The organism is Kibdelosporangium philippinense (genome assembly GCF_021390435.2).
GTDB classification, from domain to species: Bacteria; Actinomycetota; Actinomycetes; order Mycobacteriales; family Pseudonocardiaceae; genus Kibdelosporangium; species Kibdelosporangium philippinense.
Genome location: NZ_JAJVCN010000002.1, coordinates 208,933 through 234,253, shown reverse-complemented (window position 1 = coordinate 234,253; position 25,321 = coordinate 208,933). Strand labels below are relative to the sequence as shown.

27 protein-coding genes and 2 tRNA genes are annotated in these 25,321 nt (G+C 65.9%); 13 read left to right on the top strand and 16 right to left on the bottom strand.

The window, feature by feature from the left end; genetic code table 11:
• Positions 1-35: 35 nt before the first annotated feature.
• From LWC34_RS19930 to LWC34_RS19920, 3 genes are all read left to right on the top strand, one after another.
• Positions 36-108: transfer RNA gene (locus LWC34_RS19930), tRNA-Ala, on the top strand.
• Between the two features lie 308 nt (positions 109-416).
• Positions 417-1,079, top strand: a complete 663-nt coding sequence (locus tag LWC34_RS19925) for a lysophospholipid acyltransferase family protein (RefSeq protein ID WP_233726685.1) — start codon at positions 417-419, stop codon at positions 1,077-1,079.
• 11 nt (positions 1,080-1,090) lie between these two features.
• Positions 1,091-1,600: an RNA 2'-phosphotransferase gene (locus LWC34_RS19920; protein ID WP_233726684.1), complete on the top strand. Its 510-nt coding sequence runs from the start codon at positions 1,091-1,093 to the stop codon at positions 1,598-1,600.
• Here LWC34_RS19920 and LWC34_RS19915 read toward each other — a convergent pair.
• Entirely contained in the window at positions 1,515-2,081 is a 567-nt protein-coding gene (locus tag LWC34_RS19915) for a hypothetical protein (RefSeq protein ID WP_233726683.1), read from the bottom strand. The two genes, LWC34_RS19920 and LWC34_RS19915, sit on opposite strands and share 86 nt — an antisense overlap.
• Positions 2,082-2,149: 68 nt before the next feature.
• On the opposite strand from LWC34_RS19915, the gene LWC34_RS19910 reads away from it, so the two are divergent.
• From LWC34_RS19910 to LWC34_RS19900, 3 genes are read left to right on the top strand one after another with little or no spacing between them, the layout of a single operon-like run.
• The gene (locus LWC34_RS19910) at positions 2,150-2,995 is read left to right on the top strand and encodes a LysR family transcriptional regulator (protein WP_233726682.1); all 846 of its coding nucleotides are present in this window, start codon (positions 2,150-2,152) and stop codon (positions 2,993-2,995) included.
• Between the two features lie 23 nt (positions 2,996-3,018).
• Complete coding sequence (locus LWC34_RS19905; RefSeq protein WP_233726681.1) at positions 3,019-3,699, top strand: IspD/TarI family cytidylyltransferase; 681 nt, start codon at positions 3,019-3,021, stop codon at positions 3,697-3,699.
• Positions 3,696-4,385, top strand: coding sequence for a FadR/GntR family transcriptional regulator (locus LWC34_RS19900; RefSeq protein ID WP_233726680.1), 690 nt, complete (start codon positions 3,696-3,698; stop codon positions 4,383-4,385). The genes LWC34_RS19905 and LWC34_RS19900 overlap by 4 nt, the downstream gene beginning before the upstream one ends.
• Positions 4,386-4,422: 37 nt before the next feature.
• Here the strand turns inward: LWC34_RS19900 and LWC34_RS19895 are convergent, their stop codons facing one another.
• Positions 4,423-4,827, bottom strand: coding sequence for a DoxX family protein (locus tag LWC34_RS19895; protein ID WP_233726679.1), 405 nt, complete (start codon positions 4,825-4,827; stop codon positions 4,423-4,425).
• 120 nt (positions 4,828-4,947) lie between these two features.
• Here LWC34_RS19895 and LWC34_RS19890 point away from each other — a divergent pair, with 120 nt between their 5' ends.
• Positions 4,948-5,487: a DUF2020 domain-containing protein gene (locus LWC34_RS19890; RefSeq protein ID WP_233726678.1), complete on the top strand. Its 540-nt coding sequence runs from the start codon at positions 4,948-4,950 to the stop codon at positions 5,485-5,487.
• A gap of 314 nt (positions 5,488-5,801) precedes the next feature.
• Here LWC34_RS19890 and LWC34_RS19885 read toward each other — a convergent pair whose 3' ends face one another.
• On the bottom strand, positions 5,802-6,221 hold the full coding sequence (locus LWC34_RS19885) for a hypothetical protein (protein ID WP_233726677.1): 420 nt from the start codon (positions 6,219-6,221) through the stop codon (positions 5,802-5,804).
• Positions 6,222-6,324: 103 nt separating this feature from the next.
• Here LWC34_RS19885 and LWC34_RS19880 point away from each other — a divergent pair, with 103 nt between their 5' ends.
• Together LWC34_RS19880 and LWC34_RS19875 are read left to right on the top strand one after the other, a co-directional pair.
• Positions 6,325-6,879, top strand: coding sequence for a peptidylprolyl isomerase (locus tag LWC34_RS19880; RefSeq protein ID WP_233726676.1), 555 nt, complete (start codon positions 6,325-6,327; stop codon positions 6,877-6,879).
• Positions 6,872-7,801 (top strand): rhomboid family intramembrane serine protease, encoded by a 930-nt coding sequence (locus tag LWC34_RS19875; RefSeq protein WP_233726675.1) that lies wholly within the window; start codon positions 6,872-6,874, stop codon positions 7,799-7,801. Before LWC34_RS19880 ends, LWC34_RS19875 begins: the two co-directional genes overlap by 8 nt.
• On the opposite strand, the gene LWC34_RS19870 is transcribed toward LWC34_RS19875, so the two are convergent.
• Together LWC34_RS19870 and crgA are read right to left on the bottom strand one after the other, a co-directional pair.
• Entirely contained in the window at positions 7,790-8,200 is a 411-nt protein-coding gene (locus LWC34_RS19870) for a PH domain-containing protein (RefSeq protein ID WP_233726674.1), read from the bottom strand. The two genes, LWC34_RS19875 and LWC34_RS19870, sit on opposite strands and share 12 nt — an antisense overlap.
• A 127-nt stretch (positions 8,201-8,327) precedes the next feature.
• Positions 8,328-8,597, bottom strand: coding sequence for a cell division protein CrgA (gene crgA / locus LWC34_RS19865; protein WP_233726673.1), 270 nt, complete (start codon positions 8,595-8,597; stop codon positions 8,328-8,330).
• A gap of 117 nt (positions 8,598-8,714) precedes the next feature.
• Here crgA and LWC34_RS19860 point away from each other — a divergent pair, with 117 nt between their 5' ends.
• Together LWC34_RS19860 and LWC34_RS19855 are read left to right on the top strand one after the other, a co-directional pair.
• The gene (locus LWC34_RS19860; RefSeq protein ID WP_233726672.1) at positions 8,715-9,587 is read left to right on the top strand and encodes a class E sortase; all 873 of its coding nucleotides are present in this window, start codon (positions 8,715-8,717) and stop codon (positions 9,585-9,587) included.
• Positions 9,587-9,760, top strand: a complete 174-nt coding sequence (locus LWC34_RS19855; protein ID WP_233726671.1) for a hypothetical protein — start codon at positions 9,587-9,589, stop codon at positions 9,758-9,760. The genes LWC34_RS19860 and LWC34_RS19855 overlap by 1 nt, the downstream gene beginning before the upstream one ends.
• Here LWC34_RS19855 and LWC34_RS19850 read toward each other — a convergent pair.
• A complete protein-coding gene (locus tag LWC34_RS19850) occupies positions 9,747-10,421 on the bottom strand; it encodes an HAD family hydrolase (RefSeq protein ID WP_233726670.1) in 675 nt (224 codons plus the stop codon). The genes LWC34_RS19855 and LWC34_RS19850 overlap by 14 nt on opposite strands.
• Before the next feature lie 109 nt (positions 10,422-10,530).
• Between LWC34_RS19850 and LWC34_RS19845 the strand changes: the two genes are divergently transcribed.
• Positions 10,531-11,172 (top strand): aminodeoxychorismate/anthranilate synthase component II, encoded by a 642-nt coding sequence (locus LWC34_RS19845; protein WP_233726669.1) that lies wholly within the window; start codon positions 10,531-10,533, stop codon positions 11,170-11,172.
• Here LWC34_RS19845 and LWC34_RS19840 read toward each other — a convergent pair.
• From LWC34_RS19840 to LWC34_RS19805, 8 genes are all read right to left on the bottom strand, one after another.
• The gene (locus LWC34_RS19840) at positions 11,169-12,512 is read right to left on the bottom strand and encodes a PP2C family protein-serine/threonine phosphatase (RefSeq protein ID WP_233726668.1); all 1,344 of its coding nucleotides are present in this window, start codon (positions 12,510-12,512) and stop codon (positions 11,169-11,171) included. The two genes, LWC34_RS19845 and LWC34_RS19840, sit on opposite strands and share 4 nt — an antisense overlap.
• 153 nt (positions 12,513-12,665) lie before the next feature.
• Positions 12,666-14,636, bottom strand: a complete 1,971-nt coding sequence (gene pknB, locus LWC34_RS19835; RefSeq protein WP_233726667.1) for a Stk1 family PASTA domain-containing Ser/Thr kinase — start codon at positions 14,634-14,636, stop codon at positions 12,666-12,668.
• A 73-nt stretch (positions 14,637-14,709) separates the two neighbouring features.
• The gene (locus LWC34_RS19830; protein WP_233726666.1) at positions 14,710-16,128 is read right to left on the bottom strand and encodes a serine/threonine-protein kinase; all 1,419 of its coding nucleotides are present in this window, start codon (positions 16,126-16,128) and stop codon (positions 14,710-14,712) included.
• Between the two features lie 2 nt (positions 16,129-16,130).
• A complete protein-coding gene (locus tag LWC34_RS19825) occupies positions 16,131-17,618 on the bottom strand; it encodes a peptidoglycan D,D-transpeptidase FtsI family protein (protein ID WP_233726665.1) in 1,488 nt (495 codons plus the stop codon).
• On the bottom strand, positions 17,615-19,102 hold the full coding sequence (locus LWC34_RS19820; protein WP_284051631.1) for an FtsW/RodA/SpoVE family cell cycle protein: 1,488 nt from the start codon (positions 19,100-19,102) through the stop codon (positions 17,615-17,617). Before LWC34_RS19820 ends, LWC34_RS19825 begins: the two co-directional genes overlap by 4 nt.
• Positions 19,102-20,511 carry a PP2C family protein-serine/threonine phosphatase gene (locus LWC34_RS19815; protein WP_233726664.1) on the bottom strand — a complete coding sequence of 470 codons (1,410 nt, stop codon included), beginning with the start codon at positions 20,509-20,511 and terminating at the stop codon, positions 19,102-19,104. Before LWC34_RS19815 ends, LWC34_RS19820 begins: the two co-directional genes overlap by 1 nt.
• Positions 20,508-20,966, bottom strand: a complete 459-nt coding sequence (locus LWC34_RS19810; RefSeq protein ID WP_054287533.1) for an FHA domain-containing protein FhaB/FipA — start codon at positions 20,964-20,966, stop codon at positions 20,508-20,510. Before LWC34_RS19810 ends, LWC34_RS19815 begins: the two co-directional genes overlap by 4 nt.
• 82 nt (positions 20,967-21,048) lie before the next feature.
• Positions 21,049-22,275 (bottom strand): FHA domain-containing protein, encoded by a 1,227-nt coding sequence (locus LWC34_RS19805; protein WP_233726663.1) that lies wholly within the window; start codon positions 22,273-22,275, stop codon positions 21,049-21,051.
• 126 nt (positions 22,276-22,401) lie between these two features.
• On the opposite strand from LWC34_RS19805, the gene LWC34_RS19800 reads away from it, so the two are divergent.
• A tRNA-Leu gene (locus tag LWC34_RS19800) sits at positions 22,402-22,484 on the top strand.
• Positions 22,485-22,652: 168 nt separating this feature from the next.
• On the opposite strand, the gene LWC34_RS19795 is transcribed toward LWC34_RS19800, so the two are convergent.
• Entirely contained in the window at positions 22,653-24,416 is a 1,764-nt protein-coding gene (locus LWC34_RS19795) for a hypothetical protein (RefSeq protein ID WP_233726662.1), read from the bottom strand.
• A complete protein-coding gene (locus tag LWC34_RS19790; RefSeq protein WP_233726661.1) occupies positions 24,413-25,306 on the bottom strand; it encodes a site-specific integrase in 894 nt (297 codons plus the stop codon). The genes LWC34_RS19795 and LWC34_RS19790 overlap by 4 nt, the downstream gene beginning before the upstream one ends.
• Between the last annotated feature and the right edge of the window lie 15 nt (positions 25,307-25,321).

Sequence of the window (25,321 nt, the reverse complement as noted above, 5' to 3'; positions counted from 1 at the left end):
CAGACCAAGCGGGCCACTGACCAGGTACCCCACCAGGGGACGTAGCTCAATTGGCAGAGCACTGCCTTTGCAAGGCAGGGGTTAGGGGTTCGATTCCCCTCGTCTCCACTCGACTTTGGACGCCCCTGCTCAGTTGCTTCGCAACTTTCGCCAGGGGCGTCTCGTCATTATGTTGGGGGCCGAGCCCCCCTCAAACCCCCCACGGTGCGTGCTTCTCACTTTCCAGCGCTGGTTACTTTTTCGCTCACCCAGCATGCTTTTTGGTTGGCCTGCGGCGCTGGTGGCGAGGGGATTCGGGAGTTTTTGAGTCAGAGGGGATGAGCTAACCGCGCTTCGTTCGGAGATGCTTGCCAAGGTTTGGGCTGTGCTTGGTTGAACGTGTCCGTGTTGGCGGGGTGCCAGGTATCGTCGCTGGTGTGCGGGAGCGCGGTGGTTTCTGGGTGGGGCTGTTCGCCTCGGTTTTCTATCCGTTCACGTGGGCGTTCGCTCGGCGGAGCGTTCGGGGTGGGGAGCATCTGCCGCGTCAGGGCGGCGCTTTGTTGGTGCTCAACCATCCTTCGTACATCGATCCGGTCGTGGACGCCATTTTCGTGCACCGGCTTGGGCGGGTGCCGCGGTTCTTCACCAAGCACACCTTGTGGAACATCCCGTTGCTGAGCCGCGTGCTTGATGGGGCTGGGCAGATTCCTGTTTACCGGGGCACGGCCAATGCCGGCGACAGTTTGCGTGGGGCGCACGATGCGTTGAAGGCCGGTCGGGTTGTGGTGGTTTACCCCGAGGGGACGTTGACGCAGGATCCGGACGGGTGGCCGCTGGATTACAAGACCGGCATCGCGAGGTTGGCGCTGGCCAACGATGTTCCGGTGATTCCGGCTGCGCGGTGGGGGACGCGGGAGATCTTTGACAGCAGGCGCAGGCGGTTCCGGCCGTTTCCGCGTAAGCCGGTCAACTTGGTCATCGGTGCGCCGCTTGACCTGAGTAGTTACCGGGAACGGGATGTTGACGGCAAGCTGCTGCGCGAAGTCACCGACGTCATCATGGATCGCGTGCGGGATCTGCTGAAAGAACTGCGTGCGTGAACGTCGTCCGGGTGTCGAAGTTCTTGTCGCGGCACCTGCGGCATCGGCCCGCTGAAATCGGGCTCACCCTGGACGAGGGTGGCTGGGTCGACGTCGACGACTTGCTTGAAGCGTGCGCGCAACGAGGTGTTGTGATTTCGCGTGAAGAGTTGGAGCTTGTCGTCGCCAGCAACGACAAGCAGCGGTTTTCATTGGTGGGGAACAGGATTCGGGCGAACCAGGGGCACTCGGTCAGCGTCGATCTTGGACTCGCCCCGGTCGAGCCGCCGACGATCCTCTATCACGGGACCGCAGCGGCTCTTCTGGACCGGATCCGGGCTGACGGGCTGAAACCGATGGGGCGCCAGGATGTTCACCTGTCGTCTGATGTGGACACAGCCAACCGGGTCGGCACCAGAAAGGGAAAGCCGGTAGTCCTTGTCGTGCAAGCCCAATCTATGCACGAGGCTGGGTACGAGTTCCGGCTTTCGGTGAACGGCGTGTGGCTCGTTGCCGAGGTTCCGCCGCGATTCCTGCAGTGACAGCGGTTTCTACGTCCGGCCACGTCAGTGTCGGGATGACCCATTCGGGTGGGTCGGCTTTCTGCTGACCGAACAGGTAGAGGTGCTCGACGACATCCCTCAGGTGCCGCAGCACGTCTTGCCGGTCGTCGATGAAGTGCGTGATGCCAAGCCGCTTGCAGTGGACGGCTTTGTCCGGTCGTTTGCGGCAGAACCGCGCGTTGGCAGCGGGAATTCCGGTCGCGGACCAGAAACCGTTGTGGTCCAACCACTGCCTGGTTCGGGTTTCGATTCGCTCGCCTGCCTTGGACACGATCCAGACTTTGCCGTCGAACAGTTCGGTCAGCCTGGCGAGCGTCTCGAACGCGCCGGGCATCGCCGGGGTCTGCATCGCGTCGTCGACCGTTCCGCTCAGGAATACCGTGTCGTCGCCGCCTGGGTGGGACGCTCCGTCGTTGATCACTCGGCCGAAGTCCACACCGAGCCGTAACTCCTTTCTCATGGGATCAGCTTCAAGCACAGTGAGCTCAATCTGAACTAGCGAAATCCCCAGATCTATAGTTTCAAGTTATGTTCCCGAGTGAGTCGCTCCCTGCGTTCCTTGTGTTCGCTGAGCGGCTGAACTTCACGACAGCCGCCCGTGACCTGCATATCTCGCAGCCCGCGTTGCACGTCAAGGTGCGCAAACTCGCCGAAGCCGTCGGGCATCCCTTGTACGTGCGACACGGCAGACGGCTCGTGCTGACCGCCGAAGGTGAGGCGCTCGCCCGGTTCGCGCGGGAACGGGCGGACCAGATCGACCAGTTCCTGAGCGAACTGGCTGGTGAACAGCGCAGGGTCGCGCTCGCCGCTGGTCAAGGCGCCTACCTGTATCTCCTTGGCGATGTGATCGCGCGTGAGTCTGCGCGGCTGCGTTTGTTCACCGCCTCGCGGGCGCAGACGTTGGCTCTGGTGCGGGACGGGCGTGCGCAACTGGGCATCTCGGTGCTGGACGAACTGCCCGATGACCTGGAAACCTTCAAGCTCGCCACGTACGACCAGGTGTTGGTCGTGCCGCACAGTCATCCGTTGGCGCGGCGCGAGCAGATTCGGCTGAGCGAGCTCGGGGGAATGCGGATGGTGTTGCCGTTGCCGTCTCAACCGCTGCGCGTGACGCTCGAACGTCTGCGCGCGGTCGCGGACATCGAGTGGGAGGTCGCGGTCGAAGCGGGCGGATGGCCGTTGATGATGCACTTCGTCGAACTGGGCGTCGGGGCCGCGGTTGTCAACGGCTGCGTCCGCACTGACTTGGCAAAGGTGCCGATCGTGGACTTGCCGCCAGTGCCGTACTACGCGATCCACCGACCGGGCGCTCCGGCTGACCGGCGAGTGGCGCAGCTGCTGACCCAGATCCGTCGTTCGCTTGGTTCAACGTGAAACAACGGGGGATGATCGTGGGCATGTCTCAGGCGGCCGGGGTGGTCTTGGCGGGCGGGTCCGGTACCCGTGTCGGACGCGATATCAACAAGGTCTACCTGCCGATCGCCGGTCGGCCGGTACTGGCGTGGTCGCTGGAGGCGTTCGCCAGTCATCCGGACATCGGCGCGCTTGTGCTGGTGACACGTCCGCAGGATGTCGAGCACGTCGAAAAGGTTGTCGCCGGGATCGACGTGGACGTCGTCGCCGGAGGTGACACGCGGCAAGGCTCCGAACTCGCCGCGCTCAGGCACTTGTCCGGTCGTATCAACGCTGGCGAGATAGACACCGTGCTTATCCACGACGGCGCGCGTCCGTTGGTCAGCGCCGAACTTGTTGCGGCTGTCCTGCAGGCTGCGAGAAAGTATGGCGGCGCGATTCCTGGCATGGCGAGCGAGGACCTGGCACTCGCGACCGGCGAGCACGTCGTCCCCATCACCGACGAGCTGGTCGCAGTCCAGACGCCACAAGGTTTTCTGGCGAAGCCCCTGCTCTCTGCCTACGAGCGGGCGGCTGAGGAGGGGTTCGTGGGCACGGACACAGCGTCCTGTATCGAGCGGTTCACCGATATCGAGGTGCACTGGGTACCCGGTGAACAGCGCAACCTCAAGATCACGTTCGGGCATGATCTCGTTGTCGCCGAACGGATCCTGGAGTCGCGGTGACGTTGCACGCACACCTGCTGGATTCCCTCGGCCTCGCGCTGACCTCCGGCCGCTACCCGGCAGGCACGGTCCTGCGGCTCGACGAACTGACCACAAAGTACGGCGTGTCCCGAACCGTTGGCAGAGAAGCGGTTCGCGTGCTCGAAGCACTGAAGATGGTTCGCAGCCGACCGAAGATCGGACTCATCGTCCTGCCGGTCTCCGACTGGAACCTGTTCGACCCGCAGCTGATCCGCTGGCGACTGGCCGGCGCCGACCGTGCGCAACTGCTCAGTCAACTGTCCCAATTGCGCGCCGCGGTCGAGCCAGCGGCCGCAGGTTTGGCTGCTATCAACGCATCCGACGAACAACGCGGGGAAATCCTGCGGCTCGCGGACGAGATGCGCAAACACGCCATCGCCGGTGACACGCCCGCGTTCGTCAACGCCGATATCGCTTTCCACCGCCAAGTCTTTGTCGCATCAGGCAACGACTTGTTCATCCACGTCGGCGAGGTGACCGCGGAGGTGTTGCACGGACGAGCCGAGTTGCAGCTGATGCCGCCGAACCTGCAAACGACGGCGCTGGACTGGCACGGGCTTGAGGCTGAAGCCATCTCGCAGGGCAATGCCGTTGAGGCGGAACGGGTTTCGCGGTGCATCGTGCTCGACTCAGCGGCCGAATTGGACCGTCTGCTCAAACCCTGAGTCCTGGCGGCGCTGCCAGGACTCAGGGTCCGTCCGGTCAGCCGGCTACGGGTTGCCGCTGCTTGTTCCACAACCGGGACAACGTCCATGCCCCCGGTCCGAAGAACGCGATCAGCAGGAACACCCAGCTGTACATCGCGGCGAGTTCGCCGCCGTTCTCCAATGGCCACAACGCCTTCGACTGATGACTGGCGAAGTACGCATAGGCCATCTCGCCGGAACAAATCACCGCCGCGACCCGGGTTCCGATCCCGAGCAGCACCGCACCACCAGCGACGAGTTCGATCACGGCCGCGTAAAACGATGGCCACGCCCCAAATTGGACGGTCCGCCCACCCAGCACGCCGAACAATTTGGCAGCGCCGTGGCTGACGAACAGCAACCCGACCACGATCCGGAACAGTGAGAGCAGGTCTTCCCTGCGCCTCAGGACGGCGTCCATCCATACCCCTTACGTATGCAGGATTTGCAAGGTGCGCAGGCTGTTACGCCGCTTCGATCAAGATGGTTCAGCGAGGTACCGCGACGTCACCCGGATGGACTCTGGTTGACTGGCGGACCTATGAGGCGACTGACTTCAGCCCTGCTGCTGGCGTGCTGCCTGGCCGGCTGCTCGACCAGCCCGAACGCCGAGCCCGCGCCACAAAACAGCCAACCACCCCGCACCTCGCCGACAACCACAACGCCAGAAGGCCCGCCACCCGCTCCGGAGCCTGTGGCCGATGGCCCTTGCCCGTACCTGGAAAGCGCGTTCGTCGCGGAGGCCAACGGTCAGCGCGCCACCAAGGTCCGGATATCGGCAGACAAGCCGCATCCCGCGTGCTTCTTCTACCGCGCCGACGGCAGCATCCAACTCACGGCCCGGGTCTACGTCGGAACCGCGAAGAACGCGAAGGCCCTTGTGGACGAAGCGGCTCCGATCGACACCTCGAACCCGGCGACCTCCCCGGCAGGCTGGAAGGGCGGCTCCATCGGCGCGGACAAAGGCTCGGTGTACGCGGTCGCCAAGGAAGGCACCGCGGTGATCGTCACGACCAACCAGGCCCAGTCGATCAAGGCACGCCGCGTGGTCGAGAAAGCCATCGCGACCCTAGGCCTCTGACGCATGACCTTCGGCCCCAGCAATCACGCTCCAGGGTGAACTTCGAACGAACGGTCCATTGGTGAAATCTGGTTGTCCACACCCCGCCGACAACCCTTTGACCAGCCCTTATCCCCGCTAGACTGGCCAGGGGTCGTCCCCCCGGGAGTGGTGGGGGATGTTTGGGGGCGGGATTGTCGGACTGGCGGTAGGCTTGGCGCCTGGTCATGGGAACCGGAGGATGCATCCCTCTGGGCTGGCGCCCGAGCCCAAGAAGGTGGCTGGGCGCGGCGAAACCCCTGTTCAGCCGGGGCGAACAGGGGTTTGCGGGGCCGCTACTTCTTCGGCTGCGTTGTCGACTTCGCTGGCTGCGGACGGCCGTTGTCCTGCTGTTTTGGCATTTCGGCTGGCTTTTCGTCCTCCGCGCGGGGCTCTGGCGGGGCGGCCTCTTCCTCTGTCGGGGCGCTTGCCTTCGCCTTCATCACGGCTGCTGTGCCTGCGGCTGCTACGAGCAGTGCGATCAGCCATGGCCAGCGGCGGCGTTTGGGTTCGGCGCCTGCCAGGTGCTGGGCCGTGGCTTTTGCTTTCTTCGCGCTTTTCGCCAGGTCTTTGCGGGTGGCTTTGGCTTTGCGGGCCAGCTTGCGGCGGGTTCGGCGGGTCTTGGTCGCAACTTCTCCGGCGCTCTCAACCAGCTTGTGCTCCGCCCGGCGGACCGCGTCGACGGCCTTGTCCACCGCCTCTGGGGTCCGAGTCATGTGCCTTCACCTCGCCATAGGGTCGCGGGTCATTAGTTAATAGACAGGTTCCCCATCCTGCCCCTTCCGAACCGTTCTCGCTCTGGATGGCACGATTGAGGGCGTGGCAGACAGCAACGAATCACTCGTCGGGATCAAGGTCACGGCCACCCTGCAGACCACGCTCGGTGACATCCGGATCGCCCTTTTCCCTGATTACGCGCCGAAAACCGTGAAGAGCTTCGTCGGGCTCGCCGAGGGCACGAAGGAGTATTCGCCGCAGAACGCACAGGGCGGCACCTCCGGCCCTTACTACGACGGGTCGATCTTCCACCGGATCATCGACGGGTTCATGATCCAGGGTGGTGACCCGACCGGCACCGGCAGAGGCGGCCCCGGCTTCACCGTGCCGGACGAGTTCACCGCCGAACTGCAGTTCAACAAGCCGTACCTGCTGGCCATGGCCAACATCAACCGGCCGAACACCAACGGCTCGCAGTTCTTCATCACGGTCAAGCCGACCGCTCACCTCAACTTCAAGCACACCATCTTCGGCGAGGTCACCGACCAGGAGTCGCGCAACGTCGTCGACGCCATCTCCCGGGTCGAGACCACTCCCGGTGACGACCGGCCGACCGAGGATGTCGTGATCAACCGCGTGGTCATCGAGCGTGGCTGACCAGGTCTGCGTGCGGCACCCGGACCGGCCGACGGGTCTGCGCTGCACCCGGTGTGACCGGCCGAACTGCCACGAGTGCCTGCAGCCTGCGTCCGTCGGGTTCCAGTGTGTCGACTGTGTGAACGAGGGCAGGCGCACGCAGCGGCGCGCGCGTACAGTCGCGGGCGCTGAGCTGAACACCAAGCCGATCGTGATGCCGATCTTGCTTGTGCTGAATGTGGCGGTTTTCGTGCTGACCGCCATCGAGGCGCAGAGCGTCACCAACAACCAGTTCTCGTACGTGTTCGAGATCGGCGTGCTCTATCCGCCCGCGGTCGCCGGCGGTGAGTGGTGGCGGCTGGTTGCCGGCGGCTTCCTGCACTACGGGGTGATTCACCTCGTCGTCAACATGGTGTCGCTGTATATCATCGGCCGTGACCTGGAGGTGCTTTTCGGTCGAGTCCGGTTCCTCGCGCTGTACCTGGTCTCGCTGCTTGGCGGCGGCGTCGCGGTGTTCGTGTTCGACACCGAACAGGCGGTCAGGACCTCGGCCGGGGTTTTCATGGATTACGGGTGGACGGCTGGTGCGTCCGGCGCGATCTTCGGCCTGATGGGTGCGCTCGCGGTCGCGGTGTTCCGGCTCAAGATGCCGATCGCGCCCGCGCTCGGCATCATCGCGCTGAACTTGGTCTTCACGTTCACGATCTCGAACATCTCGATCTTCGGGCACATCGGCGGGCTGGTCACCGGCGCCGCCCTCGCACTCGGCATGCTCTACCCGCCGCAGCGGATCCGGACCAAAGTGCAGATCGCGACCCTGGTCGGCGCGGTTGTCCTGCTGGTCGGGCTGGTGTTCGTGCGGGACAGCGGGTTCGACCGGCCCGCGATGTGTGTTCACGAGAACTCGCAGGTCACCTGCTACCGGTCGCCGTCAGGTACGTAGGTCACGCAGTGCGTCGGCGACGTCTTCCGGGGCGACGCCGAGATCGAGCCAGCCGAGGACGACCAGGTCGTCCTCGGCGTCGAGCTCAAGCGTGCTGACCTCGCGGCCGAGCCTGCGGGTGCGCGCCAGCCGGACGTTGACCTCCGCCCAGGCCCACTGCCGCTTGCTGGCCAGTCGCCGCAGTACGAGTCCGTTGCTGTCGGCGGCCAGACGGGGCCGCGCGAGGGTGCCGTGCAACGCCAGCAGGGCCGCGACCAGCGCGGCAAGGCTGACAAGAACGCGTCCTGTTGGGTCGTCGGTGATGATCGCCCAGATCACTCCACCGGCCGTTGCCGCCCAACCGACGGCGACCAGGACCGGTGGCGTTGACCAGACAAGACGAGGCTTTGGTGACGTCACGTGACGATGCGTCCTACTTATCCACAAGAGTTGTCCACACTGGGGATGAGTTACATCCTTGTGGTTCAGTGACGCTGGGCTGAACGGGTGTGGTCCAGCGTCCCTCTACCGAGTGAACAGCAGGTTTTCAGCGCCACCGCATGGTCATCAGCAGACCACCGATCATCAGTGCGAACCCGATCGCGAAGTTCCAGTTCCCCAGATCGTTCATGAACGGGATGTCCTGGCCGGCGATGTAGTTGACCACCAGCCAAGCAAGGCCGATCACCATGACACCGAGCATCACCGCGATGTACAGCGGATGCGAGGGGCCACCCCCACGCACCTTCACCGGGGTACGGCGATCGCTGCTGGGCGCCGTGTAGACGCTCTTCTTGCGAACCTTGGACTTGGGCATCGTGTCCTCGCCTGGCGTTATGCGTGCGTGTACGGCGGCAAGCGGAGGTCCGCAACTGCCGCCGTGTGAACACGTTAACGTAGTCGAAAAGGCTCGCGAACCACCAGGGGAGTACGAGTGGGTTCTCACGAGGGTGCACACGACTCTGGACGCCTCTACGGCGACCTGGGCGACGGGCCGCCGCAGAGCGGCGACCGCGCCCGCAACGTGGTGCGCAACATCGGCGAACTGCTGATCACCGCTGGCATGATCGTGCTGCTCTTCGTGGTCTACGAGCTATACATCACGGATCTTTTCTCCGCAGGCAAGCAGCGTGAGGCCACCGCGGCGCTGGACGACCAGTGGCAGCACCCCGGTGCGGACGTCGTCGAAGGCGGCGAACGGACCAACAAGATCGAGCTCGAGGACGGCAAGGGCTTCGCCAAGCTCTACATCCCGAAGTTCGGCGCGGATTTTCACTTCACAGTTCTCGAGGGCACGAACGACAAGACCCTGGAGAAGGGCCCTGGCCACTACAAGGGCACCGCGCTGCCCGGTGACCACGGCAACTTCTCCGTCGCGGGCCACCGGGTCGGCAAGGGCGCCCCGTTCAACGACCTCGACCTGCTCAAGTCCTGCGACGCGGTGGTGATCGAGACCTCCACCAGCTGGTTCACCTACCGGATGCTGCCGCTGCCGGAAGAGGCCAAGAACTGGGACACGATCAAGACCAAGAGCGCCCGCTGCGAACGCGTGAACACCCTCGGCGCCGACTACGCCAAGGTCTTCGGCAGGGAAATCGTCAAACCATCACAGGGTGGGGTCATTTCCCCCGTTCCCTACGCCCCTGCGGGCACGAAACCGGGCGCGGCACTGCTCACCCTCACCACGTGCCACCCGAAGTTCTCGGACGCACAGCGGCTCATCATGCACCTCGTGCTCACCGACCAGGCGGCGAAGAACCCGGCGAAGCCGAACGAGCTGCCCGCAGTGCTGACGGAGAACGACTGATGTACGGCTGGATTTGGCGCAAGATCCCCGGCCCGCTGGCGGTCCGGATCACGATCGCGACCGTGCTCATCCTCGGCGTGATCGCGCTCCTGCTGTTCGTGGTCTTCCCGTGGCTGGAGCCGAAGCTCTGGTTCAACAACGTGACGACCGAGGAAAGCCTCAGAAGTGGTTGAGCAGGTCGGTGAACCTCTCCAGGTGCAGAACGCCCTGGTCGGAGGGGTCCAGCTCGTCCTCCTCGAGTACCCAGGTGTGCACGTTCGGGATGAACACGGCGTTCATGCCAGCCGCGCGCGCCGACAGGATGTCCGACTTCGGTGAGTTGCCGATCATCCACGTGCTGCCCAGATCCAGCGACAGCTCCTTGACCAGCCGCCGGTAGGTGTCGGGGTCCTTCTCGGCGACGATGTGGATGCCCGTGAAGTGGTGCGCGAGCCCGGAGTGGTCGATCTTGCGTTGCTGCTCGGTCGTGTCGCCCTTGGTGAGCATCAGCAGCTCGTGGCGGCTGCTCAGCTCGCTGAGGGTGTCCGGCACGCCGTCGATCAGCTCGACGCGGTGGTCGATCAGCGCGACCGCGAGCTCCTCGACCTGCCTGCTCTCCTCTGCGGAGATCTGCCGCCGGTAGAGGTGCTCGAACGTCTCGCGGAGGTTGTGCAGCAGCGCCTTGCTGCCGTAGCCGACCGTGACGATGTTGGCGTGCTCGATGTCGTCGAGGATCGGCCGCAGCTCGGCCTTGTCCATCGTCGGATGGGCCAGCCAGCCGAGGAAGTCGTCGATCACCCGCTCGAACAGGACGTTGTTCTCCCAGAGCGTGTCGTCCGCGTCAAAGATCAGCACACCGGCAAGCCTAACCGGAAAAGTGGTACGCTCGCACCACTTTTTGCGTGACATGACGCGTGGTGAAAACACGACGCGCCGGGTTGTCACGGCCGAATAGCATGGCCGCATGCGCGTCCTGGTGGTCGACAACTACGACAGCTTCGTCTACAACCTGGTCCAGTATCTGGCCCAGCTGGGTGCGGAGTGCGTAGTGCTGCGCAACGACTCCGCTGAGCTCGAACTCGACGGGTTCGACGGGGTCCTGGTCAGTCCTGGGCCTGGCACGCCGGAGCGGGCTGGCCGGAGCATCGAGCTGATCAAGCTTGCCGCCGAGCGCAAGACGCCGGTCCTAGGTGTCTGCCTTGGCCACCAGGCCATTGGTGTGGCGTGGGGGGCCACTGTGGACCGCGCCCCAGAGTTGTTGCACGGCAAGACAAGCCAGGTTTACCACGACGGCGCCGGGGTGCTCGCCGGGCTGCCGGATCCGTTCACCGCGACCCGCTATCACTCGCTGACGGTGCTGCCCGAGACGATTCCGGCTGAGTTCGAGGTCACCGGCAAGACCGAGACCGGCATCGTGATGGGCATGCGGCACCGCGAACTGCCGATCGAAGGCGTCCAGTTCCACCCCGAGTCGGTGCTCACCGACGGCGGTCACCGGATGCTGGCGAACTGGCTCGCTGGTTGTGGCCACCCTGTGCCTGAGCACAAGGTGGCTGAACTCGAGCACGGCATGCGCAACCTCACCGAGGCCGCCGCGGTCCGCTAACAGGCTGGCGGCGTGCTGCTCGCCGGGCTGCTGCTGCTTGGCGGTGGCGTCGTCTCGTTGAACGAAGGCACATCCGTCGAGGTGGACGTTCCCGGCGTCGGGCAGTCCACCGGCTGCTGCTGATCCTCGGTGCGCCACGTGCTGATCATCTGCCGGGCCGCTTCGAGGTCGTTGACCGGAACGCCCTCGTTGGCCCGTGTCGTGTTGGTCGCGCCGAGGTCGTCGATCCGCAGTGGACGGCAGGTCGGGCCGTCCGCGGGCGCGCACGAGCCTTCGACCTTGCGGTGCAGGCCCACTCCGAGCACGGTCCCGCGAACGCCTTGGAAGACCGCGATCTCCCCGCCGTCGCTGACACCCACGTAGTAGTTGGTGTACGCCAGATACCTGATTCCCGCACCGACCAACGCGAGGAAGATGACCGACACCGCGACCACGATCGCGACCTTGCGGCCCCGCTTTTTCTTCTTCTGCGGAGGCTGGGGCGGCTGCTGTATCGTGGGCTGCTGATGCGGCGGTTGCTGCGGCATCGGGACCGGCGGCCGCGGCGGTGACGTCGTCGGGCCGACCGGGCGCATGTTGTTGCCCGTCGACTCGAATGCCTGTGTGGCTTGCGGTTTCGGTTCCTCATCGACCACGTCCGCGACGATCACGGTCACGTTGTCCGGCCCGCCGCCCTGCAGCGCGAGCTCGATCATCTTGTCCGCGCACGCCTGCCGGTCGGCGATCTGCATCGTCTCGGCCAGCTTCTCGAAGCCGACCACGTCCGACAGCCCGTCAGAGCACAGCAGGTACCGGTCGCCCGTCCTGGTCTCCCTGACCTGCAGGGTCGGCTCGATCACCTCGTGGCCGACCAGCGCACGCAGCACAAGCGAGCGCTGCGGGTGCGTGAGCGCTTCCTCCGGCGTGATCCGGCCTTCGTCCAGCAGCGACTGCACGAAGCTGTCGTCCCGGGTGATCTGGTTGAACTGCCCGTCGCGCAGCAGGTACGTCCGAGAGTCCCCGATGTTGACAAGGCCGAGTCTGCCGCCGCCGAACAGGATGGCGGTCAGCGTCGTCCCCATCCCCTCGAGGTCGGGGTCCTGGTCGACCAGCTCGGCGATCGTGTCGTTGCCCGACACCACCGCCTCGTGCAGCTTGCCGAGCAGATCGTCGCCGGGGACGTCCTCGTCGAGAGGCGCGAGCGCGGCGATGACCACCTTGCTGGCGACCTCTCCCGCGGCGTGCCCGCCCATCCCGTCCGCGATGGCGAGCAGGTGCGGACCGGCGTACACCGAGTCCTCGTTGTTGGATCGGTGTAACCCTCGGTCGCTACGTGCCGCGTACTTCAGCGCAAGGGTCATGGCCAGCGTGGACTCTCAATGAAGCCGGCCACTGCGTTGCGAAGTCGCCCAACCATTGCATTCCGCCTTTCCGGGCATTGCGGCGCCCAGCTACCGGCAAGCCAGATCTCGGGGCAACAACATACAAAACCATGGATCACACACCGCAAGGCGTCAGGGTGTGCCCGCCTTGAATCTGAACACCTTCACGTTGACCGGCGCGTTCTTGGCGATCTTCGAACCAGGCTGTGGGTCCTGCTCGTCGACCTCGCCGATCTGCGACACGTCGTTGGTGTCCTCTGGCGTGATGTTGAACTGTCCGTCCCAGCCGAGGTTGCGCAGTTCCTGACGGGCGGCGTTCTCGTTCTTGCCGACCAGGTTGGGCATCGTGATCTGGCTGGCGTCCTGGCCCTTGGAGACTTGCAGGGTGATCGTCGAGCCCGGCCTTGCCCTCTTCGGGCTCTGCGAGACCACGATGCCCGCGGGCTTGTCGGAGTCCACGTCGGTGCGCTGGACCTTGAAACCCTCGTTCTCCAGGTTGGTCTTCGCGGCGTCGAAGTCCGAGTTGACCACGTCCGGCACGTCGACCTGGGCAGGCTGCTTGCCGATCACCAGCCGGACCGCCGAGCCCTTGGCCACGTCGATGCCGATCGGCGGCTGCGTGCTCGAGACCTTGCCGACCAGCTTCGAGTCGGTGGTGTCCTCGGTGACGTCGTCCGGCGACGGGGTCAGGCCTTCCTGCACGAGGAGCCTGGTTGCTTCTTCCTTGGACTTGCCACGCACGTCCGGCACCTTCACCGAGCTCGCGCTGCGGCCGATGGTCAGCGTGACCGTGGAGCCTGCTTGGACCTTGCTCGGCGCCGGGTCCTGCTGGATCACCGTGCCGACGTCCTCGGTCTGGCACGGCGGCGCCTGGCCGGGGCCGGGCGGCTCGCACTTGACCGTGGCGATGTTGACCTTGAAGCCGGCCGCCTCGAGCTGGTTGCGCGCCGCGATCTCCTGCGCGCCCTTCACCGACGGCAGGTCGACGTAGCCGGAGTCGGCGCTGTTGGTGCCGATCAGTTTCGTGGTCAGCCAGATGCCGAGCACGATCACCGCGACAACGAGCAAGGTGATCAGCGCGGTCATCCATGCCTTGCGGCGCTTACGTTTGCGCTCTTCTTCCGAGGCGTCGTAGTCGTCGTAGTCATCGGCCATCGAGTCCGGCCGGTGTCTGCCGCGCTGGATGTCGTTGATCCGGGTCTGCTGCTGACCCATCATCGCGGTCCGGTCGTCCTCGGTCATCACCATCGGCGCGGACGGGCGCTGCCCGGACAGCACCCGGACGATGTCCATCCGCATCTCGGCGGCCGACTGGTAGCGGTTGGCCGCACCCTTGGCCATCGCCTTGAGCACGATCGCGTCGAGCTGCGGGCTGACCCGCGAGTTGAGCTGGGAAGGCTTGCGCGGGTCTTCCCGCACGTGCTGGTAGGCGACGGCGACAGGAGAGTCGCCGGTGAACGGCGGCTCACCGGTCAGCAGCTCGAACAGCACGCAACCCGTTGCGTAGACGTCACTTCGCGCGTCCACGGCCTCACCACGGGCCTGTTCGGGGGACAGGTACTGCGCGGTGCCGATCACCGCGGCGGTCTGCGTGACGGCCGCCTGGCCGTCGTGCACCGCGCGGGCGATACCGAAGTCCATCACCTTGACCGCGCCGGTCTTGGTGATCATCACGTTGGCCGGCTTCACGTCACGGTGGATGATGCCGTGCCGGTGGGAGAAGTCCAGTGCCGCGCAGACGTCCGCCATGATCTCCATGGCCCGCTGGCCGGGCAACGGCCCCTCGGTCTTGACGATGTCGCGCAGCGTCCGGCCGTCGACGTACTCCATCACGATGTACGGCAGCGGGCCATATTCGGTGCGCGTCTCGCCGGTGTCATAGACAGCGACGATCGCGGGGTGGTTGAGCGCGGCCGCGTTCTGCGCCTCGCGCCGGAAGCGCTCCTGGAACTGCGGGTCCCTTGCCAGGTCGGCACGCAGCACCTTGACCGCGACGTCACGACCGAGCCGAACGTCACGGCCCTTGTGAACCTCGGACATGCCGCCATAGCCGAGCGTCTCGCCCAGCTCATAGCGATTGGAGAGCAGTCGCGGTGTCGTCATCGCTGCGTAGTCCCGCTCCTAGTCAACTTCTCGGTCCCATCATGCCCGCTTTTGCTGCTTCGCCATGCCGCTTTCAACCAGGTGGCTGTCTGTTCGGGTCGCATTCGACAGTCACCTTCGACCCTTGGTCCACTTGCCCGATCGGTTGTACGCCCGTCACATAGCACGTCCGCAGGTCCTGCGACGGTTCGCCAGACAACCGTAGCGATCGAACATCCGGTTGCAGACCAGCCTCCCGTAAGCGCTCGACTACTTCCGAGGCGGGGTGGCCGAGCAGCTCGCCGGCCTTCACCTGAACCACCGCCGCGCCGGGCCCACCATATGCCGGTCCGTCCGCGGGGAAGCTGACCCTGGGGGTCCCCTGCGTGGCGCTGTCGGGCTGGCCGGGCGGCGCCGGCGTTCCCGAGGTGGAGCTGGTCAGTCTCGGCAGAACCGCCCACACGGCCAGCACAACCAGTGCTACCAGCAGCAATGCGAGCAAAGTCCACAGCCAGGCCCGGCTGCCGCGGCGCGGCCGGCGGGGCGGCATCGGGAACGAACCGGTGCCGTGCACCATCTGCTGGGGCATACCCACTGGCACGACACCCGGATGTGTCCCGGGATGTGTTACTGGGTGCGCGGCCGCCATCGCCATCCCCGAAGGTGTGGGGAGCGGCCGACCGGCACGGACCGCGGCGACCGCCGCGGCGAACTCGCCACCACTGCTGTAGCGCTGGCGCGGGTCCTTGACGAGTGTGGCCTCGATGACCGCCCGAGCGCCAGGTGGAACATCGGGCGGCAGCGGCGGCGCGATGTCGCGGATGTGCATCATCGCCACCGTGACCGCGTTCTCCGACAGGAACGGCCGGCGTCCCATCAGGCACTCGTAGCCGACCACGGCCAGCGAGTACACGTCGCTCGCCGGCTCGGCGTCGTGCCCGAGAGCTTGCTCCGGCGCGATGTAGTGCGCCGTGCCCATCACCATGCCCGAGCGGGTCACCGGTGCCGCGTCGGCGGCTTTGGCGATCCCGAAGTCGGTCAGCTTCACGATGCCCGCCGGGGTGATCATGATGTTGCCCGGCTTGACGTCCCTGTGCACGTATCCGCTGGTGTGCGCGGCCTGCAGGGCGTTGCCCGCCTGCTCGAGGATGTCCAGCGTCCAGTCGGCGGTGATCCGGCCCTCTCTGGCCAGGATGGTCGCCAGCGGCTCGCCCTCGACCAGTTCCATCACCAGGTACGCGGTGTCCTGCGGGCCGTCCGGCGTCGCGGCGGTCTCGCCGTAGTCGTGCACCGAGGCGATGCCGGGGTGGTTCAGCGAGGACATCGTCCGCGCCTCGGTACGGAACCGGTGCAGGAACTCCGCGTCCCCGCACAGTTCCGGCTTGAGCACTTTCACGGCCACGGCACGGTCGAGCCGCGTGTCGGCGGCTTCCCAGACCTCGCCCATGCCACCGACGGCGATGCGCCGCACCAACCGGTATCGGTCGGCAAGCAGCTGCCCCGACGTCAGCATGCTCACCTACCTCCGATTCCCGGCATCGCGTTGATGGTCGCCCGGCCGATCGACGCGGCCACGGTCGCGCCGGTCGCCGCGAGCCCGCGGTTTCCACCGTTCTCAACAAGGACGGCTACGGCGATCTGTGGGTTGTCCGCTGGCGCGAAAGCGACGTACCAAGCGTGCGGCGGGGTGTTCTTCGGGTCGAACCCGTGCTCGGCCGTTCCGGTCTTCGACGCGATGCTCAGCCCGTTGACCTTGCCGTTGCCCCTGGTGTTGTCCTCGGACTTCTTCATCATGTCGCGCAGCGCGTTCGCGTTGGACGTGGACATCGCCCTGCCGAGCTCGTCGGCGTCGAACTTCGACATCTCCGAGAGGTCGGGTGCCAGCACCTTCTGCACGAGCTGCGGGCGCATCAGCACCCCGCCGTTGGCGATCGCCGCGGCGATCATGGCGTCCTGCAACGGGGTCACCCGCGCGTCACGCTGGCCGATGCCGGTCTGGTAGATCGCGGCCTGGTCGGGCAGCGGGCCGATGCTCGACGCCGCGACGCCCATCGGGATCTGCAGGTCGGTCTGGCCGATGCCGAACTTCGCCGCCTGCTCACGCAGCTTGTCCGCGCCGAGCTTGCCCGCCAGTTCGGCGAACGCGGTGTTGCACGAGATCGACAGCGCGAGTTCGAGCGAGGCCGTCGGCGAGTCGCCGGGACCGCAGTGGCCCCCCGCGAAGTTCTCGAGGTCGGCGTCGCGGGTGCCGGGCAGCTGGACCTCGTTGGCCGCGGTCAGCTGCTCGTCCTTGGTCATCCCGTCTTCCAGCGCGGCAGCCGCGATGACCAGCTTGAAGGTCGAACCAGGCTGGTAGGTCTCCCTGATCGCCCGGTTGACAAGCGGCTTCGCCTGCTTGTCGGCGATGTAGTTGTTCCAGGCCTTCTCCTGCTCGTCACCGCTGTGCGACGACAACGGGTTCGGGTCGTAGGACGGCGTGGAGACCATTGCGAGGATCTCGCCCGTCTGCGGCCGTAGCGCGACCACCGCGCCGGTGTAGCCGGAGGCGGTCATTCCGTCGTACGCCACCTGCTGGATGCGCGAGTCGACAGTGGTCTGGATGTTGCCGCCGCGCGGATCGCGGCCGGTGATCAGGTCGGAGAGCCTGCGGACGAACAGCCGGTCGTCCGACCCGTCGAGGATCTCCTTCTCCGAGCGCTCAAGCGCGGTCGCGCCGTACCGGACCGAGTAGTACCCGGTGATCGGGGCGAACGCGGCGCCGAGCGGGTACTGGCGCAGGAAGCGCAGCCGGTCGTTGGTCGGTGTGACCATCGCGACCAGTTTGTTGTCACTGGAGATGATCTTGCCGCGCTCGCGGGAGTACTCGTCGAACAGCACCCGCTGGTTGCGCGCGTCGGCCCGGTAGTCGTCGGCCTTGACCATCTGGATGTACGTGATGTTGGCCAGCAACAACACCAGCATCACGAGCATGGTCAGGCCGACCCGGCGAAGTGGTGTGTTCATGATGGCCGCTCCACCATCACCGTGCTTGCCTCCGCGATTGGTGCCTGCTGAACCGGCCGCGGGCGCGAACCGGTCTGTGGCCGCCGCGCGGCGTCGGATATCCGCAACAGCAAGGCTATGAGGATGTAGTTCGCCAGCAGTGAAGAACCGCCGTACGACAGGAAAGGCGTGGTGATACCGGTCATCGGGATCAGCGCGGTCACACCGCCGACCACCACGAACAGCTGCATGATGATGGCGAACGAAAGGCCGCCGCCGAGCAGCTTGCCGAAGCTGTCGCGGACAGCGACCGCGCTGCGCATACCGCGCAAGGCCAGGATCATGTACACCATCAGCAACGCGGCAAGGCCGATGAAGCCGAGCTCCTCGCCGATCGCCGCGGTGATGAAGTCGGTGTTGGCCTCCGGCACGATGTCCGGCCTGCCTGCGCCAAGACCCGTACCGGCCATTCCGCCGGTGCCGAGGCCGAACAGGCCCTGCGCGATCTGGTAGCTACCGCCGCCCCGCTCGTAGACGGCCTGGTCCATCGGCGTCAGCCAGTTGGCCACACGCTGCTGAACATGCGTGAACAGCGAGAACGCGACCAACGCGCCACCGATGAACAGGGTCAGGCCGATGATCACCCACGCGGCGCGTTCCGTTGCCACATAGAGCATCGCCAGCACGATGCCGAAGATCAGCAGCGAGGTGCCGAGGTCCTTCTCGAAGACCAGGACGCCGATCGCCACACCCCACGCGACCAGGATCGGACCGAGGTCACGCGCTCGTGGCAGCTCGAGCCCGAGGAACCGGCGGCCGGCGACCATGAACAAGTCGCGTTTGGACACCAGGAAGGACGCGAAGAACACCATCAGCAGGATCTTGGCGAACTCACCCGGCTGGATGGAGAAGATGCCGAGCTTCAGCCACACCTTGGCGCCGTTGACCTCGGAGAGGCTTGACGGCAGCAACGCGGGCAGGGCCAGCGCGAACAGGCCGACAAGACCAGCGGTGTAGCCGTATTTGGCCAGTACCCGGTGGTTCTTGACGATGTAGAGCACGGCGAGGAACAGCACGAGCGAGATTGCCGTCCACAGCACCTGTTTCGGCGCCGCCGCGGTGTACTCCCTAGCCCTGGCAAGCGCTTGCTCGGCCTTGGCGAGGTCGATCCGGTAGATCATCACAAGGCCGAACCCGTGCAGCAGTGCCACACACGGCAGGATCAGCGGATCCGCGTACGGCGCCCACTTGCGCACCGCGACGTGCGTGATCGCGAACGCCGCCATGAACGCGAGGCCGTACCAGAGGATCTGGATCGTCAGCTCTTGCTTCTGGTTGATCGAGACCAGCGTCAGCGCGCCGGTGACGAGTGCGGCGGCGAAGGCGAGCATCCACAACTCTGTGCTGCGCCGCGTCGGAGCCACAGGCTGCATCGCGGGGTTGCTGTTGTTGCCCTGCCCGGTCGCCGTCGCCGGACCCGCCCCGACGGGAACCGGTTGCGCCATTAGCCGCCGCCACCCTCGTTGTGCTCGGGCCGGCAGTCCACACCTGGACGCGGCGGTGAGGTCGGCATACTCGTCGCCACCTCAGGATCCACCGGGCCCGTCGGCGGCGTGGACGTCGCCGACTGGTTCTGTCGTTGTTGCTGCTGTGCGATCACATCCGGACACGGATCGAGGACGTTCTCGGTCCGCAGCCGGTTTATGAACTCACGCGCTTCGTTCAGGCTGCCATAAGTGTTGCTACCGCCGAGCACGGTCGCCTTACCGGTTTCGTCAAGTTGGTCGACATACCGCTTGTTGCACTTGTCCAGCGCGGGATCACATGACCCCTGCACCTCACGCTGCAACGGAATACCGAGCAGGCTTCCCGGCACGCCCTGGAAGATCGCGATCTCGCCCTTGTAGGCGCCAGTTCCTTCGCCGACGTAATAGTTGCGCAGTACGAAGTATCGGATGGTGAACCCGCCTGCGACCAGCAGCACCAGCACGACCAGCGTCAACGCGGCGGCCTTCAACCGCTTGCGGCCCTTGGCTTTCGGGTCCTCCGGCGTCGGCTGGTCGAGTTTTCGCGGCTCCTGGCGTGGCTGCGCAGCCGCGGTCATCGCCGCCGCCCGCGACGCGGACGAGTCCGGCGGAGGCGGATCCTCACGGCCGTCGCCAGCGGCACCACCGACGATCGGATCGTCGTCGCCGTAGTCGATGTCGACAACGTCCGCGATGATCACGGTGATGTTGTCAGGGCCGCCGCCCTTGAGCGCCAGCTCGATCATGCGGTCCGCGCAAGCCTGCGGATCATCGATCTCGATCGCCTCGGAAAGAGTCTCGAAACTCACAACCGAGGAAAGCCCGTCGGAGCACAGCAGATACCGGTCACCGGCACGCGCCTCGCGAACCGTCAGGCTCGGCTCGACGTCATGGCCGGTCAACGCACGCAACAACAACGAACGCTGTGGATGGCTCGAAGCCTCTTCCTCGGTGATCCGGCCCTCGTCGATCAGCGACTGCACGAACGTGTCGTCATGCGTGATCTGCGAGAACACCTCACCCCGGCGCATGTACGCGCGCGAGTCCCCGACGTGCACCAAGCCGATTCGGTTGCCTGCGAACAACATCGCGGTCAGCGTGGTGCCCATCCCGTCGAGCTCGGGATCGGTCGTCACCAACTCGGAGATCGCGTTGTTGCCCGCGACTGTCGCGTCACGCAACGGCCCGAGCAGATCCTCACCGGGCGTGTCGTCGTCCAGCGGCGCGAGCGCGCCGACAACCACCTTGCTCGCCACCTCACCGGCAGCGTGTCCCCCAAGCCCGTCCGCAAGCGCGAGCAGGCGCGGTCCGGCGTACACGGAGTCCTGGTTGTTCGAACGCACCAGGCCCCGGTCGCTGCGAGCCGCGTAACGGAGGACAAGGGTCATGAGCGCAGCTCGATCACCGTCTTGCCGATGCGGATAGGAACCCCCAGCGGCACCCGCATAGGCGCCGTCACCTTCGCGCGATCCAGGTACGTCCCGTTGGTCGAACCCAGATCCTCCACATACCAGTCGGTCCCGCGCAGCGAGATCCGCGCATGCCGCGTGGACGCGTAGTCGTCGTCCATCACGAGCGTGGAGTCATCGGCCCGGCCGATCATGATCGGCCTGCCGTCCAGCGAGATCCGCGTCCCCGCGAGCGCGCCGTGGGTCACCACGAGCTGCCGCGGCGCCTTGCCCCGCGCCTTGCCGGACTTGTCCCGGCGGAACCCGGGAATGCCGACCTTCAACCCTGACGCCGCGTAAAGATCCGAGCGAACGATCCTCAGCGCGGCGACCACGAACAACCAGAGCAGGACAAGAAACCCTGCTCTGGTCAGCTGCATCACCAGCTCTGGCACCTGTTGTGACCGCTCCCTAAAAATCGCAGCCGACACCGCTTGAATACACAGACTGTATTCAAGCCCTGCGAACGACTGAACGTCAGCCCTGGGTGCGGAACACTAGGGACGAGTGACCAATGCGGATGACGTCGCCGTCAGCCAGTTGCCAGGTCTGTACCGGAGTGCCGTTGACCGTGGTGCCGTTCGTCGAACCAAGGTCCGCAAGTGTGGCACTTTGGCCATCCCACGTGATCTCGAGGTGACGACGGGACACACCCGTGTCCGGCAGCCGGAAGTCCGCGTCCTGACCACGGCCGACCACGTTTCCGCCCTGCTTCAGGGAGTAAGTGCGGTTCGACCCGTCGTCGAGCTGGAGGCTCGCCGACAGCTGACGTGGCCCGGTCTGCACGGCAGGCGGCGCATATCCCTGCTGGCCATACGGGTCGCCACCCTGCTGGCCGTACGGGTCAGGCTGGCCATAGCCGCCCTGCTGGCCGTACCCACCTTGCTGAGGGTAGCCGCCGGGCTGCTGGCCGTAACCCTGGTCGTAGCCACCAGGCTGCTGGCCATAGCCGCCGGGCTGCTGGCCGTAACCCTGGTCATAGCCGCCGCCCTGCTGAGGCTGGCCGTAACCCTGGTCGTACCCGCCGGGCTGCTGGCCGTAGCCGCCGGGCTGCTGGCCATAGCCCTGGTCGTAACCACCTTGCTGCTGGCCATAACCCTGGTCGTAGCCCTGCTGGCCATAACCCTGCTGCTGGCCATAGCCCTGGTCGTAGCCACCTTGCTGCTGCGGGGGCTGCTGGCCGTAGTTCTGATCGTTGCCGTATTGACCTTGGCCGTATCCGTACTGGCCCTGCTGGCCGTACGGGTCACCCTCAGGCGGTTGGCCGTAGCCGGGAGGCTGGCTCATGGATCGGTCTCCTGCGTTGCGAGGTGATGCCGGCCGTCGGCTTACGTCAGGGTCGACGGACGAGCGTGTTCGGAACTGTCCGGTGTGCAGCGCGTCGGAGCGCTCAAGGGAGACTACGACGTCACCATAGGTGTCCCACCCGTGCTCCGCGAGATTCTCCGAGATGACGTCCGTGAGCAGCGTGATGATGCGTTCCTCATCGACTGCGAGCCGATCGTGGTCACCGGATCCCAACTGCACGACGTAGTGGTTGGGAGCCAGCAGCCTGCCACCGGCCAACTCACGAACGTTGTCTTCGCTCTCCCGCTGAAGCGCCTGCGCGACCTCCTGTGGCACGACGTTGCCACCGAACACACGCGCGAAGGTATTACCCACGATGCCTTCGAGCCTGCGCTCGAAGCGCTGCACGAGGCCCACAGATCATCCCTCCACACGTACGCTCCTCCCCCGATCGTATCCGGGCGCGGCCCAAGAGACACCGGGATGTTCCAACCCCCTGCAAACTGGCCCCAAACACCGTGCTACGCTTCCGCGGTCACTTCAGGGCGAGTGGCGGAATGGCAGACGCGCACGGTTCAGGTCCGTGTGTCCGAAAGGACGTGAGGGTTCAACTCCCTCCTCGCCCACTCGGGGCTGACGACGAAATCAGCCTGGTCAGACCAACGTTATTAGGTTTGGCTGTCCAATAGGGTTTTTTCAGGGGCGCCGCGTAAGCGGCGCCCCTGTTGTATGTCGAGGTCGTTTGTTTTGTGTCGCGTGATCGCGGAGTGTGGGTCGAAAAGTGCCCGATGGGGTTATCGGTAGTGACGCTCTGGTTCAGCTGAAGCGGGTGCCCATTCGGTGAGCGGTCGGGTTGACCGGCGTCGTGCGCGTCGTTGTGGTGGTTTCTCTGGGTCGATGGGGTGAGCATGTCGCCAGTGGGCGTGTTTGCGCAGGTTGGAGGCCGCGAGCTGAAACCCGACCAGGAAGCTGACAGCGGCGATGCCGCGGACGCGGCGGGTTCCGGAGCTTTCGAGGTTGGTGTTGGTGGGGTCTTTGAGGTAGCCGTTGGTGCCTTCGACTCCGTTGCGAAGAGTGTGATACGCGTTACCCCATTCGGGGCTCGCGTAAGGCAGCGCTTGGCCGTGCTTGGCCCCTGCCTGGGGTGGGACTGTGATCGATTGTTGCGAGCAGATCTGGGGCGGTTCGACCGGGCTGGCCGCCGGGTTCACGGTGGGTTTGGCTGTGTGGCGCATCGAGGGTTTCTTGAGGGGGCAGCGGACCGTGGGCGCGGGCCCGGCGGCGGGGCAGAGCATCCGCTGATGGCCCTCGGCGTCCGGGCTGGCTTTGGGCCGCAGCTCGTAGGCGGCGCGAGCGGCCAAGTGACGCCGCCAGGTCGCCTCGTCGTGGTGTTCGTCTCGGAAGTGTCGTGTGGTCTCGACCAGGGGTGTGGGCATGTGTGGGCAGTGCCAGTGGCCTTCGACCTGGATCGCACCACCATGCTCGGCCTGGACGCCGAGCTGGTCATCGCGGTAGTCGAACACCAACCCGAACCCGAGAGCACGGGCCGGCAGCTGGAACGTGTCCGGGTCGCTGTTGTTGTAGGCCCGGTCACCGGCCAGCAGCCCAGTGGGCCAGCCGTTGACGATCGCGTGCCGCAGTACGTCGGTCGCGGCGGCGCCGGGCCGGTGTCCGGGACGTTCGAGGGTGTAGCCGCCGACGAGCACGGGTGGGGCGATACGGCCGTCGACTGGGCGGGTGGAGCCGTTGACCAGCAGCGTGGCCTCGTAGCCGTACAGCTCTTTCACGATCTTCTTGGTGACCACTTTCTGGGTAACCCTCGCGGAGGATGTCTTGTGCTTCACGGTGTTGTTCGGCGATGTTTGGTGTGTGGCGGGGGGCTTGGATTCGTTGGTGCGCAGGTAGAGCCCTGCGTCCGGGTCGGCCGACACGATGCCGCTGGTGCGGGAGGGTTTGCGGGCATGGGTCTTGATCGGGGTGGCGTCCACACAGCTGCCGGTCGCCGGGTATGCCCGCAGGATGTCCAGCATGCCGGTGAGGCTGGGCGCGAGGACCCGGTTGCTGACCCAGTCACGACATTCCCGGCGTCGCGCCTGGTCGCCGAGTGTCATCGGGGTGAGTCGGGCCGCGAACTCGGCCTCGGTCCAGCGGCGGTTCTTCGGGTTCGGCGAGTCGTCGAACACCTCGACGATCGCGTGGAACAGGCGGCGCACCACTGCGTAGGAGGCTTCGACCGCATTCGCGGTCAGTGGCCTATCTGGGACACCGAGCTGTTGGCGGAACCGGGGCGAGATGCGGTGATGCACCAGCATGTTCACGCCGCTCAACAGCACCGTGCGGTCGGTGACCGCGGTCAGCAGCAACCCGACCAGCAAGGCTTCGATCGTGAGCGTGCGGGGACGACCAGCCGGGCTGCGGCGACGGTCGGCCAGCGCGGTGGTGAAGAACTCGACCAGACCGGTCTGGTCGATGTAGGCGCGGGCTCGGTCCACCTCGGCGTCCGACACCGCAACAAGTTCGTCGCCAAGCAGGATCTCAGCGGCCGCGGCGGCGTTCACGACAGGTCGCGCAAATGCTTCTCCGCCCGATCCGCACCGACACTCGGCAGGTGCGGCAGCAGCCGGTCCAGACTAGACAGACCATCCAGGCCCGCGGCGGCCACCAGCACTGGCAGCGGCGTCCCAGCGGTGAGATGCTCCACAATCCAGGTATCGCGCAACCGGGAGAGCTTGACCGGCGGGGTGGTGGGTCCCCGGTGAGCCCTGGCCAGAAAGTTCGACACCAGGTTTTTCGCCCGGATTGCGTTGGGGCGAAAGAAGAATCCACTTCCCGCTGCACTGGCCAGCTCAGCCAGCACCGCCTCCCACCGCTGGCGGCAGACCACCAGCCGCGCACGTCGCCCGATGACCTCGACGACGACCACACCATTACTGACCGTCCGCACACAGCCCGCGCGCAGGGCGATGACTTCGTCGGCGGCCAGACCGCATCCCAGGCTGAGGGCCAGCAGTTGTGTGCAACCCGCCCGCAGCGCGGAAGTGGGCTGTCCCCGAGCCCACGACCACAGCCCAGCCAGCTCCCGGGTGGTGTACGGGCGGGAAGTGTCCGTGGCCGACAGTGCAATGGGTTTGGCGCCGTCGACCCCGTGGATGGCCTCGGTCAGGCGACGCAGCTTGGCGCGATAGGTGGCGCGGGTGTGCGAGGACACGGCAGTGCAGCCCAGATCGAGAAACCAGTCGATCGTGGTCGGTTCCAGCCACTCCGCGGCGCTGGTGATCCCGTGCCCGTCGCAGAACATCGCCAGCCGGGCCAGCACCGACATCAACTCGGCCGTCTCATACGGAACGCCAGGGCTGGCCTGCGACACCAGGGACCGGACACCGGCCGCGACCCGGTCCCAAGCCGGTGGGGCATCACGCGGAACGTAGGTCGCGATCCGTCGCTCCACCGCTCTCCTCGGCAC

What these genes read in the sequence shown, in the direction of transcription:
- LWC34_RS19890 (WP_233726678.1), top strand. Translation starts at nt 4,948, where the DNA reads ATGAGGCGACTGACTTCAGCCCTGCTGCTGGCGTGCTGCCTGGCCGGC.
- LWC34_RS19905 (WP_233726681.1), top strand. Translation starts at nt 3,019, where the DNA reads ATGTCTCAGGCGGCCGGGGTGGTCTTGGCGGGCGGGTCCGGTACCCGT.
- LWC34_RS19830 (WP_233726666.1), bottom strand. Translation starts at nt 16,128, where the DNA reads ATGCTGACGTCGGGGCAGCTGCTTGCCGACCGATACCGGTTGGTGCGG.
- LWC34_RS19910 (WP_233726682.1), top strand. Translation starts at nt 2,150, where the DNA reads ATGTTCCCGAGTGAGTCGCTCCCTGCGTTCCTTGTGTTCGCTGAGCGG.
- LWC34_RS19815 (WP_233726664.1), bottom strand. Translation starts at nt 20,511, where the DNA reads ATGACCCTTGTCCTCCGTTACGCGGCTCGCAGCGACCGGGGCCTGGTG.
- LWC34_RS19885 (WP_233726677.1), bottom strand. Translation starts at nt 6,221, where the DNA reads ATGACTCGGACCCCAGAGGCGGTGGACAAGGCCGTCGACGCGGTCCGC.
- pknB (WP_233726667.1), bottom strand. Translation starts at nt 14,636, where the DNA reads ATGACGACACCGCGACTGCTCTCCAATCGCTATGAGCTGGGCGAGACG.
- LWC34_RS19915 (WP_233726683.1), bottom strand. Translation starts at nt 2,081, where the DNA reads ATGAGAAAGGAGTTACGGCTCGGTGTGGACTTCGGCCGAGTGATCAAC.
- LWC34_RS19820 (WP_284051631.1), bottom strand. Translation starts at nt 19,102, where the DNA reads ATGGCGCAACCGGTTCCCGTCGGGGCGGGTCCGGCGACGGCGACCGGG.
- crgA (WP_233726673.1), bottom strand. Translation starts at nt 8,597, where the DNA reads ATGCCCAAGTCCAAGGTTCGCAAGAAGAGCGTCTACACGGCGCCCAGC.
- LWC34_RS19845 (WP_233726669.1), top strand. Translation starts at nt 10,531, where the DNA reads ATGCGCGTCCTGGTGGTCGACAACTACGACAGCTTCGTCTACAACCTG.
- LWC34_RS19825 (WP_233726665.1), bottom strand. Translation starts at nt 17,618, where the DNA reads ATGAACACACCACTTCGCCGGGTCGGCCTGACCATGCTCGTGATGCTG.
- LWC34_RS19895 (WP_233726679.1), bottom strand. Translation starts at nt 4,827, where the DNA reads ATGGACGCCGTCCTGAGGCGCAGGGAAGACCTGCTCTCACTGTTCCGG.
- LWC34_RS19840 (WP_233726668.1), bottom strand. Translation starts at nt 12,512, where the DNA reads ATGACCCTTGCGCTGAAGTACGCGGCACGTAGCGACCGAGGGTTACAC.
- LWC34_RS19855 (WP_233726671.1), top strand. Translation starts at nt 9,587, where the DNA reads ATGTACGGCTGGATTTGGCGCAAGATCCCCGGCCCGCTGGCGGTCCGG.